The organism is Jatrophihabitans sp. sgz311053 (assembly GCF_056135305.1).
The window spans coordinates 658,699-671,135 of sequence record NZ_JBWAXP010000001.1; the positions used below are offsets into that span (position 1 = coordinate 658,699).

Here is a 12,437-nt window from a genome sequence, read left to right on the forward strand (position 1 = left end):
ACCTAACCTCACCGACCGGCCCCGACGATAGGGACTGACGTCCCGTTTCGGCACGACTGCGCCCACCCACCCCGGGGCGTGCCGGCCTCAGGCGGGGAGGAAGGCGGAGGCGCGCATGGTGTCGACCTCGTCGCCGAGCGAGGCCACGAGCGCCTCGTCCACCTCGTGACCGCAGCTGCGCAGCCAGTTGGCCAGCATCCGATGTCCCCCCTGGGTGAGGACGGACTCCGGGTGGAACTGCACACCCTCGATCGGCAGCGTTCGGTGACGCAGGGCCATGACGACCCCGGACGGCGTCCGGCCGGTCACCTCGATCTCGTCGGGAAGCGCGTGCTCCTCGACCGCCAGCGAGTGGTACCGCGTTGCGGTGAAGGGCGTTGGCAGCCCCGCCAGCACGCCCCTGCCGCCGTGTTCGACATCGCTGGTCTTGCCGTGCAGCAGCTCGGGGGCCCGGACCACCGGTGCCCCGAAGACCGCGCCGATGGCCTGGTGTCCGAGGCAGACACCGAAGAGCGGAAGGGCCCGTTCGGCGCAGACCTCGACGAAGGCCATCGACTCGCCGGCCTCGGCCGGGGTTCCCGGCCCGGGTGAGACCAGCACTCCCGAGACACCGAGGTCGTCCAGCTCGCTCGGGCGGACGGCGTCGTTGCGGCGGACGATGACCTCGGCGCCGAGCTGCCCCAGGTACTGGACGAGGTTGTAGACGAAGCTGTCGTAGTTGTCGACGACCAGGATCTTCGCGCTGGTCATGAGCCGGGCACCGTGACGTCGTTGATGGGCAGCTTCGGCTCGATCCACGGGAAGACGACGAAGAGCAGCAGGGCGCAGACGGCGGCCACGAGCAGCAGTGTCTGCAGCAGCTTGAGGGCCAGGTTGCCCGGCAGGTGCCGCCAGATCCAGACGTACATCAGCCCACCTGCGCCGAATAGAGGGCCTTGATCGGCCCGGGCATGGTCTTCACGTGCTTGCCCTGCGCATCGAGCGCGGAGTACTGCCCGGCGTAGCGGGCGTGGACGATCATGCGCTTCTCCGCCGTGAACTTCGGGTGGCAGGTCGTCATCGTCATCAGCCGTTCGACGGGCTGCAGATCCGGGTTGTTCGGGACGGGCAGCAGCACCCGACCCGCCGAGGGATCGACGATCTCCCGGCCGGGGATCTTCACCGTCGTCGCCTGGCCGGAGCTGGTCTTCGCCGGCACGGTCGCGAGCTTGCCCTGCGGATCCTGGCCCGCGGGGGAGCCGAGAACCCGGTAGACGAACCAGGTGGTCCGGGTCTCGACGATCACCGGGTCGTTGGTCCGGAGCTTGTCGAGGTTGAGGAAGGGCTCGCCCTTGCCCACGCGGTGACCGGCGACGCCGAAGTTGCCGACCTTGCCCGGCATGACGGTGCGCGAGTAGTGGCCGGGTCCCTCCTCGAGCTGGTCGAGCCCGGTGCCCTCGACGATCGTCCAGTGGTAGTCGCTGCCGAAGCGCGGGATGTAGATGTTGGCGACGCCCGATCCCAGCGGGATGGTGCCCCCTCCGCCGCCGGGCAGGGCCAGGGCGGGGTCGTCCCACTGCTGTTCCAGCTTGTGGGCGATGCGGTCGTTGTCGTCGCGGGCGAAGATGCTGGTGATCCAGACCTCGTAGACCACGAAGAGCAGGACGACGAGGCCGAGCGTGATGAGGGTCTGGCCGATCCCGCGCAGCACGAAGCGCACCCGGTCCCCGGTGGTCGTCCGCGGCGGCCCGGGTGGTGGCGGAGCGGGTGGCTCGGCGACGAGCGTGTCGTCGGTCATCGCGCGATCCCCGGATCGGTCCTCATCTGCCTGCCTTCGCGTAGTTCAACGACACCGAGCCCTGATAGGCCGGCAGCCGCAGCGAACCCGTCGTCTCGACGGTGTATCCGAGTCCGTAGTACGCCGCGGCCTCTTTGAACTCGCTGACCCCTCTCGAGGCGTCGAGCCTGTCCAGCATTGTGCGGGACGGTCCGATGGCCGCAACCCGAAACGGCGGCGAGTACACCTCGCCGTTGAGCAGCAGGGTGTTGCCGACGCATCGGACCGCCGAAGTCGCGATGACGCGTTGGCCGGCGATGGACATCGCCTCGGCGCCACCGGCCCAGAGCGCGTTCACCACGGCCTGCAGGTCGGACTGGTGGACGACCTTCTGGTTCGCCACCGTCGCGTCGTCGCCGGCCTGGTCGGTGGTGTCGGCCGGCGCGTCGTCCAGGACGACCTCGACGCCGGGGCCGCTGACGGCCCGCAGCCCGGCCGGCAGCCGCAGTGGCTGCGCCTGCCGCTGCAGCGCCGCGACGGCGGAGTCCCGGTTGCCGACATCGCCGGTGAGCTTGTTGACCTGCGCCTGCAGTTGCCGCACCCGGGCGTCCAGATCCCGGACTCCGACCTCGGCGCGACGGACAGTGTCGGCGAGGCTGGTGATACTCGGCGGGCGCAGATCGGTGCCCTCGGAGTCCCGCGCGCTCGCGGCGAAGCCGACCCCGGCGACGAGGCAGACGACCGGGACGAGCGCACGCCACCGGCCACCGGGGCGCGGGTCGACCCGTCGGAGCCGCCCGAGCAGGCGCTGAAATCGGCGCATTGGCCGGGTCACCTCCTGACGGCTGCGTCTACGCTAGACGACTAGTGTGCCGTCCGGCCGACGGCCGGGTGCTCCGCGCCCGGCCCCTGGTGACGCCGATCAATGGAGAGACTGTGCCCAAGTCCAAGGTCCGGAAGAAGAACGACGCCCCGGTGCGCTCGTCGTCGAGCGCGCCGCGCAGCCGCCAGCTCGCGCCGAGCCCCACCTGGTACCCGATCACCATGGGCGTGGTCCTGCTGCTGGGGCTGGCCTACCTGGTCGTCTACTACCTGACCTCGGCGGGGACCAGCCCGCACGTGCCGCTGATGGCCGACCTGCACTCCTGGAACTTCGCCATCGGTTTCGGCGTCATGCTGCTCGGCCTGATCATGGCCGTGCGCTGGCGCTGACGGCTTGTCCACATCGTTTTCCACGCCTGTGATTACACGGCTGTAATTACCCACATCTGGGGACAAGCCTGTGGACAACTCTCCCAACGGCCCGGCCGCATCGGTGCGTTTCGCCCCTGATCGCCGGGTCACGTGGGCTGCGGGCGTCGGCGCGGTGATCCTGGCGGCGCTGGGGCTCGTCGCATCCGACGGCCCGTCCCGGCTGCTCTTCGGCGTCGGGGTGGTGGTTCTGCTCGCCTTCGTCATCGGCGACGTCGTGTACTCGCCGCGGCTGGCGGCGTCGACGGACGGGGTCGACATCCGCTCCCCGCTGCTGCGGGTCTCGCTGCCCTGGGAGCAGATCGAGGTCGTCCGGGTGGACAGCCGAGCCCGGCTCGGGTTGCGCAGCGTGACCCTGGAGGTCGACGCGGGCGAGACGCTCGCCGTGCTGAGTCGCCGGGCCCTCGGTGCCGATCCCGAGGCAGCGGCGGCGGCGATCAACGCCTTCCGGCCACCGATCGGCTATCGGACCACCTGAGCGCTGTCACCAGGCGGGCAACGGCGGCGAGTCGTAGGTGGCGGTGCGGACCGCGACAACGACCACCAGGACGACCAGGATCGCGGTCAGGCCACCTGCCTGCAGTCGCGTCGGGATCCGGTCCCGCCGCTGCGGCAGGCCGCCGATGGCGAGGGCGCAGAGCACGCCGGCGACGAAGCCGCCGATGTGGCCGAACTGCGAGATGCCCGGCACCGAGAAGGTGATGGCGAAGTTCAGCACGATGGTCCCGACGAGCCACTGCGGGTCGAGACCGAGGCGCCGGACGAGGACCAGGCAGGCGCCGAAGAGGCCGAAGATGGCGCCGGAGGCACCGGCGGTGGCCGTGTTCTCCGCTTCGAAGACGTAGACGCAGGCCCCGCCGCCGAGGGCGCTGAGCAGGTACACCGCCGCGAACCGCCAGTGGCCGAGCAGGCGCTCCAGCGCCGGACCGGTGAAGGCCAGCGCGAGCATGTTCGCCGCGATGTGGAGCAGGCCGAAGTGCAGGAAGGCCGAGGTGATCAGCTGGTAGAAGGCGCCCTGATCGACGCGCGGGGGAAAGAGCTGCAGTCGCTGGAACAGCGCCGACGAGCTCGGGTCCCGCAGCGTCGCCGGCGGCTGCAGCCCGGTCGCGAGGTAGCCGGCGACGTTGAGCAGCAGCATCGCGCCGGTGACGTACGGCGGGGAGGCCATGATCTTGGCCCCCACGCTGGTGCGGGGGGCGCGGACCGACCGCGCTCCCTCGCGGGCGTCGTCCGGGCAGTGGAAGCCCACCGACGCCGCCCGCATGCACTCCGGACAGATGGGACGGTCGCAGCGCACGCAGCGCACGCCGGTCTCCCGGTTCGGATGCCGGTAACAGAATCCGAGCCCGGTGACCCCTCCCCCGGCTGTCACGACCTACTCGACGGTGACCGAGTTGATGGTGATCGGCTCGACCGGCTTGTCGTTGCGTCCGGTACGGGTGGTGGCGATGGAGTCCACGACGGCCCGGCTGTCGGCGTCGGCCACCTCACCGAAGATGGTGTGACGACGGTTCAGGTGCGGCGTCCTGCCCACCGTGATGAAGAACTGCGAGCCGTTGGTGTTCGGGCCGGAGTTCGCCATGGCGAGCAGGTACGGACGGTCGAAGGAGAGTTCGGGGTGGAACTCGTCGGCGAACTTGTAGCCCGGGTCGCCGTAGCCCTCACCCAACGGGTCGCCGCCCTGGATCATGAAGCCCTCGATGACACGATGGAAGACCGTGCCGTCGTAGAGCGGGTCGTTGGTCTTCGTCCGGGTGCCCGGGTGCGTCCACTCCTTCGCCCCGGTGGCGAGGTCGACGAAGTTCTTCACCGTCTTCGGAGCGTGGTTGCCGAACAGGTTGATGCGGATGTCGCCCTTGCTCGTGTGCAGGGTCGCGATCTGGGTCTCGGCCATGACGCCATCCTGCCAAACGGTCAGAACTTCGGGGCGAGCGCCTGCGCGAGGTAGCGGGCGTTGGCCGAGATCGGCTGCGAGGTGTGGACGACGACCATGACCCTGTCCTTGGCGAAGACGAAGGCCCAGTCCCGGAAGCCGTCGCCGTGGTCGAACTTGGTCCGGTAGCTGATGCCCGTCAGGCCCGGCACGAAGTCCTTGTAGGTCGCGAGCTCACGACCGGCCTGCGCGGTGCGGATCATCGCGTTGTACGCGGCCAGGGCCGTGGGGAACGTCCGCGGTTGGATGTCAGCCGTCGGGTTGTACGGCGGCGCGATGAAGTAGAAGCGGCAGCCGACGGGGGTGAGCGTCGTGAGCCGGGTCGTCCGATAGATGCGGTTGCCCTCGATGTCGGCCACGTTCGGCTGGGACGTCGGATCCTGGTTCAGCCCCGTCCGGATGTACGGGCACCGGCCGTCCTTCTCACCAGCCGGGGTCGCCTTGCCGGGCGGCAGCGGCTTGACGGCGGCCGGCTTCGGCGGCTGGTAGTCCGTCCCGGTGTCGCGGGTGTTGGTGACGGTGCTGGTGATCGTCCGGCCGTCCGAGGCGGTCGGCGTCGGAGTCCCCGACGAGGTGCACCCGGCGAGCAGGAGGAGGCCGGCGCAGGCGAAGGGCAGCAGTCGCTTCACGGACAGAGGGTAGAGCGCGTTCAGCGCGGCCGCGCGGCGGCGACCTTCGCAGCCTGTAGCGGGAGCGAGTCGTCCAGCGGTTCGAGCTCGACATCGACTCCCCGGCGACGGTAGGCGCGCAGCAGGAGGTCGTCGGCGAAGCGTGGGCTCTTGGCCAGGACCGGACCGTGCAGGTAGGTGCCGATCACGTTGTCGCGGACGGCGCCCTCGGTGCGGTCGGTGCCGTTGTTGCCGCGGCCGGCCTGCGTCCGGCCCAGCGGTGCGACGCCGGGGCCGAGCGTGGTGAGCCCGCTGTGGTTCTCGTAGCCGACGAGGCGGCCCGCCTCGGGAGTGTCGACCCAGTTGTTGCCGATGAGCCGTTCGAGCTTGCCGTGGGTGACGACGTCCAGGACGCCCACGCCGTCGATGTGGCGTCCCTCGTGGGTGACGAATTCGTGACCGAGCATCTGGTAGCTGCCGCAGATCGCGAGCATCACCACGCCGTCGTCGGCCATGGCCCGCAGCGTGGCGCCGCGGGCATGGAAGTCCGCGCCGATGTCACCCTGCGCGGCATCCTGCCCACCACCACCGAGCAGGATGTCGGCGTCGCTGGGCAGCGGGTCTCCGATGCTGACCGGCACCACCCGGACCGGCAGACCGCGCCACTCCAGCCGCTTGCGCAGGATGAGCACGTTGCCGGTGTCGCCGTAGATGTTCATCTCGCGCGGGTACAGGTGCACCAGCGTCAGCGGCGGGGTCGTCACTGCGCCACCCCGATCCGTTGCAGCACGGCGTGCAGCTCCCACATCGCGGTGTAGGTGCTGAAGACGACGACCCGCCCCGACTCCGGAACGGCTGCGACGGCGGAACGCACTGCCTTCTCCAGCTCGGGTTCGATCTCGTCGGTGCCGACCTCGTCGTAGCGCAGGCGTACCGCCATGTCGGCGGCCCGGGTTCCCGAGGTCGAGAACCGGCTCGCCAGCTCGGCGAGGGCGCGGAAGTCGACGTCCCACAGCCACGAGACGTCCCGGCCGTCGGCGTAGTCGTCGTTGATGACGATGACGACGGCCTCGGGCGCACCGGCGTCCAGGGTCCGCAGGCTCTGCCGGAAGCCGGCGGGGTTCTTCACCAGCTGCAGCTGCACCGCGCGCCCGTCGACGGCGAAGGTCTGGCCGCGGCCGAAGGCGGGGTAGACCTTAGCCAGCCCCGCCAGGACGGTCTCGTCGTCGAGGCCGAGGGCCAACGCGAGCGCCGCTGCGCCACAGGCGTTCTGGGCGTTGTGCGGTCCCTCGGCACGGAGCACCACGTCATGCGTCCGCTCGCCGATACGCAGGCTCAGCGCGGGTCGCTGGGGTCCCGGAAGGGACTGGAGCTCGACGGCGGCCGGGAGCGACGAGCGGTGCACCGGACCGCCGTAGAGCTCCTCGTCGTTGGGGAAGAGCTCCCGCAGCTCCGGCGCGACGCCGTAGTAGCTGACCTCGCCGCCGGTCTCGCCGGCCAGCGCGGCGATCCGCTGGTCGTCGCGGTTCAGCACCACGTGGCCGGTGGTGGCGGCCGCCACCTTCCCCAGCAGACGGGCGGTGGTGTCGATCTCGCCGAAGCGGTCGAGCTGGTCGCGCATGACGTTGAGCAGGAGGCAGTGCCGCGGTGCGACCCGTTCCACGAAACGGACGGCCCATGCCTCGTCGAGCTCGAAGACCGCGACGTCGTAGCGCAGCCGGCCGGTCCACGAGGCATGCTCGACCGTGGCGGTGATCGCGCCGCGCACGAAGTTCGAGCCGGTGTCGTTGGTGAGAACGCGGTACCGCTCACCAAGCAGGGTGGCCACCATCTTGGTGGTGGTGGTCTTGCCGTTCGTGCCGGTCACCACCACGACGCCCTCGGGCAGAGCCGCCAGAGCCCGGGCGAGGTAGCGCGGGAAGACCTTCTCGACGACCAGGCCCGGCAGTGCGTTGCCGCGTCGGCCGAGCAGCCGCAGGGCGAGCAGCGTGAGCTTGCCGAGCCACACCGCCAGTACCTGCATGGCGCCACGGTACCGAGAAGGTCGACGCCGGGAACGACGACGGGGCGCGCCGCTCGTCGCGGCGCGCCCCGTCCCCGAGGTGCGGTGAGGCCCGTGCCTAGCTGGCCTTTGCCGTGAACCAGTTGGTGTTCGGCACGCCGACACCGGTGACCTGGTCGTAGCCCGTGGTCACCTTCAGGCTCGAGTCCTGGTTGAAGGTGCGGACCGAGTAGGAGAGCCCACCCTTGGCGTTCTCGCCGTTGACGAAGTTCACGCGAACCACGCCGGCGTCCTTCGGCGCGCCCTTGACGTCGGTGAACTGCGTCTTGTTCTTGTAGATCACCGGGTTCAGCAGACCCAGCCGCTTGGCCCCGGCCTGCAGCTTGAGCGCGGTGATGCCCGCGAAGAGCGGCGAGGCGAGGCTCGTGCCACCGATGCGGTACTCGTCGTAGTAGACGCCGTCACTGAAGGTCTGCGTGATACCGATCAGCATGCCGGTCTGCGGGTCGGCGTCCATGGCGACGTCCGGGACCTGGCGGTACGGGCTACGGGTGGCCCCGTCCTGGTAGTCCGGACGGTTGAAGAGGGCGGACGAACCGCCGCCGGCGCCGTAGAGGTAGGACGTCGGGCCCCACGACTTGCCGTCGGACGAGAGCGCGGCGCTGTTGGTGCCCCAACCGGTCTGGAAGCCGATGCTGCCGTCGGCGCCGATCGCGGTGGCGGTGCCACCGACGGAGGTGACGTACGGGTCGGAGGTCGGGTAGTCGGCCTGCTTGAGACCGGTGTTGGCCACCTCGTCGCCGTTGTCTCCCGAGGAGAACATGAAGCTGATGCCCTGCGCAGCGCCCTGCACGAAGACGGCCTCGTAGGCGGGAACGGAGTCAGCCGACTCGTCGGACTCGGTGCTGCCCCACGAGTTCGTCACCAGCTGGGCGTCGTTGTCATGGACCACGGCGGCCAGGGCGTCGAGGAAGTCGTCGTCGTTGCAGCTGGCCGCGCCGTAGTACTGGATCTTGGCACCGGAAGCCATGGCGTGGACGGCCTCGACGTCGAGGGTCTGCTCGCCGTACCAACCGCTGGCGCCGCACTCCTTCTGGTTGGTGAAGGCCGGGGCGTTCGACTCGCGGTACTGGCCCTTCGCGTACGGCGCGTCGCCCTGGTTGTCGGCGTAGGTCGCGATGTCGCTGGTGATCGTCGGCGAGGCGTAGGCGTCGGTGATCGCCACCGTGATGCCGCTGCCGTCCAGCGTGTTGTCCGCCCCCTCGTAGGCGGCGCGGTACTGCGAGCCGACGTAGCCACACGGCGCGTAGGGCAGCGTCTTGCCCTGGAACTGCGGCAGCTTGGTCTTGTAGTCGGCCTGGTACTTCGCCGCGATCTGGCCGTAGTAGCGCGAGCACGGACGTGCGTTGCGGTATCCCGCGGCCGGCGGGTCGGCCGGCTTGCTGGCGGGCGCCATCCGCTTCGGGGAGGTGTCGAAGCCGGTGATGGTGAGGATCGAGCTGCGCAGCGAGGCCGGCACGGTCAGGGCGTGAGCCGGCGCCTGCACCGTGTGGCCCGCGTGGCGGTAGCGGTTGAGCTGCGCGCGGAACGCGGTGTGGGCGGCCTTGGCCGAGCCGCTGATGGTGATGAAGCGGTTGGCGGCGCCGACCCGGCCGACCGTGAAGCCGCTCTGGCGCAGGTAGCGCGACACCGTCCGGACGGTGGTGGAGGTGGGCTGGAACCGCGCGCGGTACTGAGCGGCCGTGAGGTAATGGCCGTAGCTGGCCGAACCGGGCGTCGACACCGCCGTCGCGAACTGTTTCGCGGCGGCAAGCCCGCCCCGCGGAGCCAGGTAGACCCGGCCCGAGACCCGCGCCGACGACTTCACGTGGCCCAGGTTGCGGGCGTGCGAGGTCCAGGTCGGCTTCGTGCTCGGAACCGCGGCGGGGGCCGGGGCCGCGGAAGCGTCCCCGGTCGCGGCGACCGCGAGGGCGAGCACCGTCGTGGCGGTGATCGTCGCCGCGGTGAGTCCGCGTTTGTGCATGTTGCCTCCAGTTAATCCGTTGAGCTGTCGTTCGCGCTGTCTCGAGACCGCGGCGCTCGTGATGCCTCGGACTCTTAACAGACACCTAGGTTGCTCGTACGCTACGGGGCTGCCGGCGACCGTGCATAGGTCAGATGTGGTCAATTGGTGACAGTCATTTTCTTCCGGAGACGTCAGCCTTGCGTCTGGACGCCGGATTTGCTTTACACGAGATTCATATGGCGATTACTTTCGGTAAGGAGCGGCGCATCAGACGTCGACCTGACCGGGGGTGGGGTCCGGTATGAAGAAGTTCTCCTGTGGGGACGTCGTCCCCGGCTGCGAAGCGAGCTGGGTCTGTCCGACCGAGGACGACATCCTGGCGCGCGTGGCTGCACACGCCCGGGTCGACCACGGGATGACTGACATCCCGGCGGAGGTCGTCGCGGCCGTGCGTTCGCATATCGCGACGGTCGACTGAACCCGCGACCGGCCCACGATGTCCGCCACGCTCGAGGCCCGTCTTGGGCACTCGCTCGGCGATAGCCTGGCCCGGTCAGGGGTCAGCGCATGACCGTCTGGACGAACCACCTTGTCCGGCGCAGACCCGTAGGGGAGAGCGGGGAGATGGCGAGCGCAGTCAGCCCTGGCGTCGGAGTGGAGTACCTCCCCATCCTCGACGTCGCCCGGGGTATCGCCGCTGGCTACCAGTCCCAATTCGCACTGGTTGACGCCGACTACGACACCGACGGTGGCGACGTCACGCCGGATGCCCGCCCGGAGCTGCTGTTCGACAGGAACGAGCCGGTCAGCGGTATCCCGACCGGCGAGCTCGAGTTCGATCCGCGTGAGTTCGATGTCTCCTCGTTCTCACCCTCCGCTGACGACGCCGCTGACGGCGGACTCGTCGCGCGGGCCCTCGGCATCGCCCTCGCTGCCGTGAAGACGCTGCCACGAAACACCTTCCTCACCCTCCCGGTACCGGCTCGGCTGGTGGCCTCCCGGCCGGTACGCGAAGTGCTTGGTTCGTTCGGCAGCCTCCGCGGCATCGTCCTGGACATCAGCGACTTCGACAGCACGACGCCGGTGGGGGACCTCGAGTACGTCCTCGCCCAGCACCGGGACAACGGCGCTCTCATCTCGGTGGGCGGGCACGGCTCCTCGCAGCCGGAGCTGTCGAGCATCGTGCGGCTCAAGCCGGCGATCCTGCGTCTCGGTCGCGACTGGGTGCGTGGCGTCGACCGTTCGGAGTCCAAACGGTCCGCGATCGAGGTCATCGGGCAGCTGGCGGGGCAGTTGGACGCCTGGGTCCTCGCCGAGGGGGTTGTCGCCACCGCCGAACTGCGCGCCCTGGCCGGCCTCGGGGTTCCGCTGGCCCAGGGTCCGCTCATCGGTGAGGCCCGGGAGTTCTGGCCGTCGGTGGAGCTGAACGCGACGGCGGCCCTGCCGCAGGCGCAGGCCACGGGCGACGGAGTGCTGCGATCGCTGATGCAGCCCGCCTACACGACTCGCGATGCCTTCGCGGCCAGCGCGGTGCTGCCCGAGACCTCGGGCTTCGACGTCGTGGTCGTGGTGGACGAGTTCGATCGGCCGGTTTCCCTGCTCGAGCAGGGCGGTGCCACCTCCTGGGAGGCGGCCGAGGCCCTGGCCGTCAGCATCGACACGCCGGTCGCGGACGCTGTCTCGCGGGCGCTGGTCCGCCCGCGAGCGACCCGGTTTAGCCCGCTGGTCTGCACCGACGCGGCGGGGCGCTGCCTGGGAATCCTGCGGATCGAGCGCCTGATGACGCATCTCGCGCAGCGCTGAGGCGAGCGAGTACGGGCAGCCATTCGGCGGATCCAGTGGAGACGAAGAGAATCGAACTCTCAACCCCCGCCTTGCAAAGGCGGTGCTCTGCCAATTGAGCTACGTCCCCGGGTACTGCGGCGGAACTACTGCGAGGCGTCGGCCGTCGCCTCCCGCCACAGCGCCTCCGTGTCGGAGTGCGCTTGCCGCCGCCGGGCTGTGGCGGCCGCAGCCGCGACGACGGCGGCGAGGACGAGAAGCGGCTTTGTCGGTCGCACGCCCTCACCGTACGCGACCACGACACCTCTGTGTCGAGGTGCCGCCGCGGGGTGGGCCTGGGAGGACTTGAACCTCCGGCCTCATCCTTATCAGGGATGCGCTCTAACCGCCTGAGCTACAGGCCCGCGTTGTGACAATCCTATCCGGACGTCACCACCGGTCTTACACCGGTACCGGCGTCACCGCTCGGAGAGCGTGATCTCGACCCCGCCCACCAGATCGGCGCAGAGGTTGTAGACCACCGAGCCGATGGTGCTGAGGGCGATGAAGAGCACGATGTTCACGACGCCGATGATCGCTGCCCCGCCGAAGACGACGCCGGCGGTGACCGGGGCGTCCGAGCCGGGACCGTTGAGCTGCACCACGGTGTCGTTGATCTTGCCGATGATGCCGGCGGCGTCCAGCACGCCGAAGAGCACGCCGACGACGATCAGCCAGACGAAGAAGAGCGCGATCGACAGCACGCAGGAGAACTTCAGCACGGTCCACGGATTGATGTGCCGCAGCTGCAGTCTCGCGCGGCGCGGACCACGGGATCGGCTCGTCTTCGCCCGCGACGACTGCTTCGCCGCAGCCCCGTTGCCGTTGCCCCGCGGGGTCTGCGTCGTCACGGCCTCGCTCGACGCGGCCGCGGGTGCCGCCTGCGGGAAGGCGCTGCCGGTGACCAGCGGCGGGATCGTCCCCGTCGGTGCGTCGGCCTGGACCGACCCACCGAACGCCGGGTTCTGCGCCACCGGGGCCGAGCCGTAACCGGGGTTGCTGCCCGAGCTAGGCGACTGCGACATCTGCGTTGTCATCCCTTCACATGCGTCGGACCGGTG

At 69.9% G+C, this 12,437-nt stretch carries 16 protein-coding genes and 2 tRNA genes; 4 read left to right on the forward strand and 14 right to left on the reverse strand.

Annotated features, from left to right (window positions below):
• Positions 1-87 precede the first annotated feature (87 nt).
• Genes AC0NZQ_RS02780 through AC0NZQ_RS02795 form a run of 4 tightly spaced genes read right to left on the reverse strand, consistent with a single transcriptional unit; the run spans position 88 to position 2,579 of the window.
• Entirely contained in the window at positions 88-750 is a 663-nt protein-coding gene (locus AC0NZQ_RS02780) for an aminodeoxychorismate/anthranilate synthase component II (RefSeq protein ID WP_474528115.1), read from the reverse strand.
• A complete protein-coding gene (locus AC0NZQ_RS02785) occupies positions 747-908 on the reverse strand; it encodes a hypothetical protein (RefSeq protein WP_474528116.1) in 162 nt (53 codons plus the stop codon). The genes AC0NZQ_RS02780 and AC0NZQ_RS02785 overlap by 4 nt, the downstream gene beginning before the upstream one ends.
• Complete coding sequence (locus tag AC0NZQ_RS02790) at positions 908-1,777, reverse strand: class E sortase (RefSeq protein WP_474528117.1); 870 nt, start codon at positions 1,775-1,777, stop codon at positions 908-910. The genes AC0NZQ_RS02785 and AC0NZQ_RS02790 overlap by 1 nt, the downstream gene beginning before the upstream one ends.
• Positions 1,778-1,799: 22 nt before the next feature.
• Positions 1,800-2,579: a DUF881 domain-containing protein gene (locus AC0NZQ_RS02795; protein ID WP_474528118.1), complete on the reverse strand. Its 780-nt coding sequence runs from the start codon at positions 2,577-2,579 to the stop codon at positions 1,800-1,802.
• A gap of 113 nt (positions 2,580-2,692) precedes the next feature.
• Between AC0NZQ_RS02795 and AC0NZQ_RS02800 the strand changes: the two genes are divergently transcribed.
• Together AC0NZQ_RS02800 and AC0NZQ_RS02805 are read left to right on the forward strand one after the other, a co-directional pair.
• Positions 2,693-2,968, forward strand: coding sequence for a cell division protein CrgA (locus AC0NZQ_RS02800; protein WP_474528119.1), 276 nt, complete (start codon positions 2,693-2,695; stop codon positions 2,966-2,968).
• A 70-nt stretch (positions 2,969-3,038) separates the two neighbouring features.
• Positions 3,039-3,485, forward strand: coding sequence for a PH domain-containing protein (locus AC0NZQ_RS02805; protein ID WP_474528120.1), 447 nt, complete (start codon positions 3,039-3,041; stop codon positions 3,483-3,485).
• 6 nt (positions 3,486-3,491) lie between these two features.
• Here AC0NZQ_RS02805 and AC0NZQ_RS02810 read toward each other — a convergent pair whose 3' ends face one another.
• The 6 genes from AC0NZQ_RS02810 to AC0NZQ_RS02835 all read right to left on the reverse strand — a co-directional run bounded on the left by AC0NZQ_RS02810 (position 3,492) and on the right by AC0NZQ_RS02835 (position 9,573).
• The gene (locus tag AC0NZQ_RS02810) at positions 3,492-4,379 is read right to left on the reverse strand and encodes a rhomboid family intramembrane serine protease (protein ID WP_474528121.1); all 888 of its coding nucleotides are present in this window, start codon (positions 4,377-4,379) and stop codon (positions 3,492-3,494) included.
• Between the two features lie 3 nt (positions 4,380-4,382).
• Complete coding sequence (locus AC0NZQ_RS02815; protein WP_474528122.1) at positions 4,383-4,901, reverse strand: peptidylprolyl isomerase; 519 nt, start codon at positions 4,899-4,901, stop codon at positions 4,383-4,385.
• A 20-nt stretch (positions 4,902-4,921) separates the two neighbouring features.
• On the reverse strand, positions 4,922-5,569 hold the full coding sequence (locus AC0NZQ_RS02820) for a YgdI/YgdR family lipoprotein (protein ID WP_474528123.1): 648 nt from the start codon (positions 5,567-5,569) through the stop codon (positions 4,922-4,924).
• Positions 5,570-5,589: 20 nt separating this feature from the next.
• Positions 5,590-6,312 (reverse strand): type 1 glutamine amidotransferase, encoded by a 723-nt coding sequence (locus AC0NZQ_RS02825; RefSeq protein WP_474528124.1) that lies wholly within the window; start codon positions 6,310-6,312, stop codon positions 5,590-5,592.
• On the reverse strand, positions 6,309-7,571 hold the full coding sequence (locus AC0NZQ_RS02830) for a MurT ligase domain-containing protein (RefSeq protein WP_474528125.1): 1,263 nt from the start codon (positions 7,569-7,571) through the stop codon (positions 6,309-6,311). Before AC0NZQ_RS02830 ends, AC0NZQ_RS02825 begins: the two co-directional genes overlap by 4 nt.
• A gap of 97 nt (positions 7,572-7,668) precedes the next feature.
• Positions 7,669-9,573 carry a S53 family peptidase gene (locus AC0NZQ_RS02835; RefSeq protein WP_474528126.1) on the reverse strand — a complete coding sequence of 635 codons (1,905 nt, stop codon included), beginning with the start codon at positions 9,571-9,573 and terminating at the stop codon, positions 7,669-7,671.
• Positions 9,574-9,856: 283 nt separating this feature from the next.
• On the opposite strand from AC0NZQ_RS02835, the gene AC0NZQ_RS02840 reads away from it, so the two are divergent.
• Both AC0NZQ_RS02840 and AC0NZQ_RS02845 read left to right on the forward strand, forming a co-directional pair.
• Positions 9,857-10,033: a DUF1059 domain-containing protein gene (locus AC0NZQ_RS02840; RefSeq protein ID WP_474528127.1), complete on the forward strand. Its 177-nt coding sequence runs from the start codon at positions 9,857-9,859 to the stop codon at positions 10,031-10,033.
• 146 nt (positions 10,034-10,179) lie between these two features.
• Complete coding sequence (locus AC0NZQ_RS02845) at positions 10,180-11,358, forward strand: EAL domain-containing protein (protein WP_474528128.1); 1,179 nt, start codon at positions 10,180-10,182, stop codon at positions 11,356-11,358.
• 36 nt (positions 11,359-11,394) lie between these two features.
• Here AC0NZQ_RS02845 and AC0NZQ_RS02850 read toward each other — a convergent pair.
• The 4 genes from AC0NZQ_RS02850 to AC0NZQ_RS02865 form a co-directional block, all read right to left on the reverse strand.
• Positions 11,395-11,467: transfer RNA gene (locus AC0NZQ_RS02850), tRNA-Ala, on the reverse strand.
• Between the two features lie 16 nt (positions 11,468-11,483).
• On the reverse strand, positions 11,484-11,615 hold the full coding sequence (locus AC0NZQ_RS02855; RefSeq protein WP_474528129.1) for a DLW-39 family protein: 132 nt from the start codon (positions 11,613-11,615) through the stop codon (positions 11,484-11,486).
• 52 nt (positions 11,616-11,667) lie between these two features.
• Positions 11,668-11,741: transfer RNA gene (locus tag AC0NZQ_RS02860), tRNA-Ile, on the reverse strand.
• A gap of 54 nt (positions 11,742-11,795) precedes the next feature.
• A complete protein-coding gene (locus AC0NZQ_RS02865; protein WP_474528130.1) occupies positions 11,796-12,401 on the reverse strand; it encodes a DUF3566 domain-containing protein in 606 nt (201 codons plus the stop codon).
• Positions 12,402-12,437 lie beyond the last annotated feature (36 nt).

Bases quoted from the DNA above. Each gene is read 5' to 3' on its own strand.
- AC0NZQ_RS02845 (WP_474528128.1), top strand. From the start codon at position 10,180: ATGGCGAGCGCAGTCAGCCCTGGCGTCGGAGTGGAGTACCTCCCCATC.
- AC0NZQ_RS02835 (WP_474528126.1), bottom strand. From the start codon at position 9,573: ATGCACAAACGCGGACTCACCGCGGCGACGATCACCGCCACGACGGTG.
- AC0NZQ_RS02815 (WP_474528122.1), bottom strand. From the start codon at position 4,901: ATGGCCGAGACCCAGATCGCGACCCTGCACACGAGCAAGGGCGACATC.
- AC0NZQ_RS02785 (WP_474528116.1), bottom strand. From the start codon at position 908: ATGTACGTCTGGATCTGGCGGCACCTGCCGGGCAACCTGGCCCTCAAG.
- AC0NZQ_RS02795 (WP_474528118.1), bottom strand. From the start codon at position 2,579: ATGCGCCGATTTCAGCGCCTGCTCGGGCGGCTCCGACGGGTCGACCCG.
- AC0NZQ_RS02865 (WP_474528130.1), bottom strand. From the start codon at position 12,401: ATGTCGCAGTCGCCTAGCTCGGGCAGCAACCCCGGTTACGGCTCGGCC.
- AC0NZQ_RS02840 (WP_474528127.1), top strand. From the start codon at position 9,857: ATGAAGAAGTTCTCCTGTGGGGACGTCGTCCCCGGCTGCGAAGCGAGC.
- AC0NZQ_RS02790 (WP_474528117.1), bottom strand. From the start codon at position 1,777: ATGACCGACGACACGCTCGTCGCCGAGCCACCCGCTCCGCCACCACCC.
- AC0NZQ_RS02780 (WP_474528115.1), bottom strand. From the start codon at position 750: ATGACCAGCGCGAAGATCCTGGTCGTCGACAACTACGACAGCTTCGTC.
- AC0NZQ_RS02830 (WP_474528125.1), bottom strand. From the start codon at position 7,571: ATGCAGGTACTGGCGGTGTGGCTCGGCAAGCTCACGCTGCTCGCCCTG.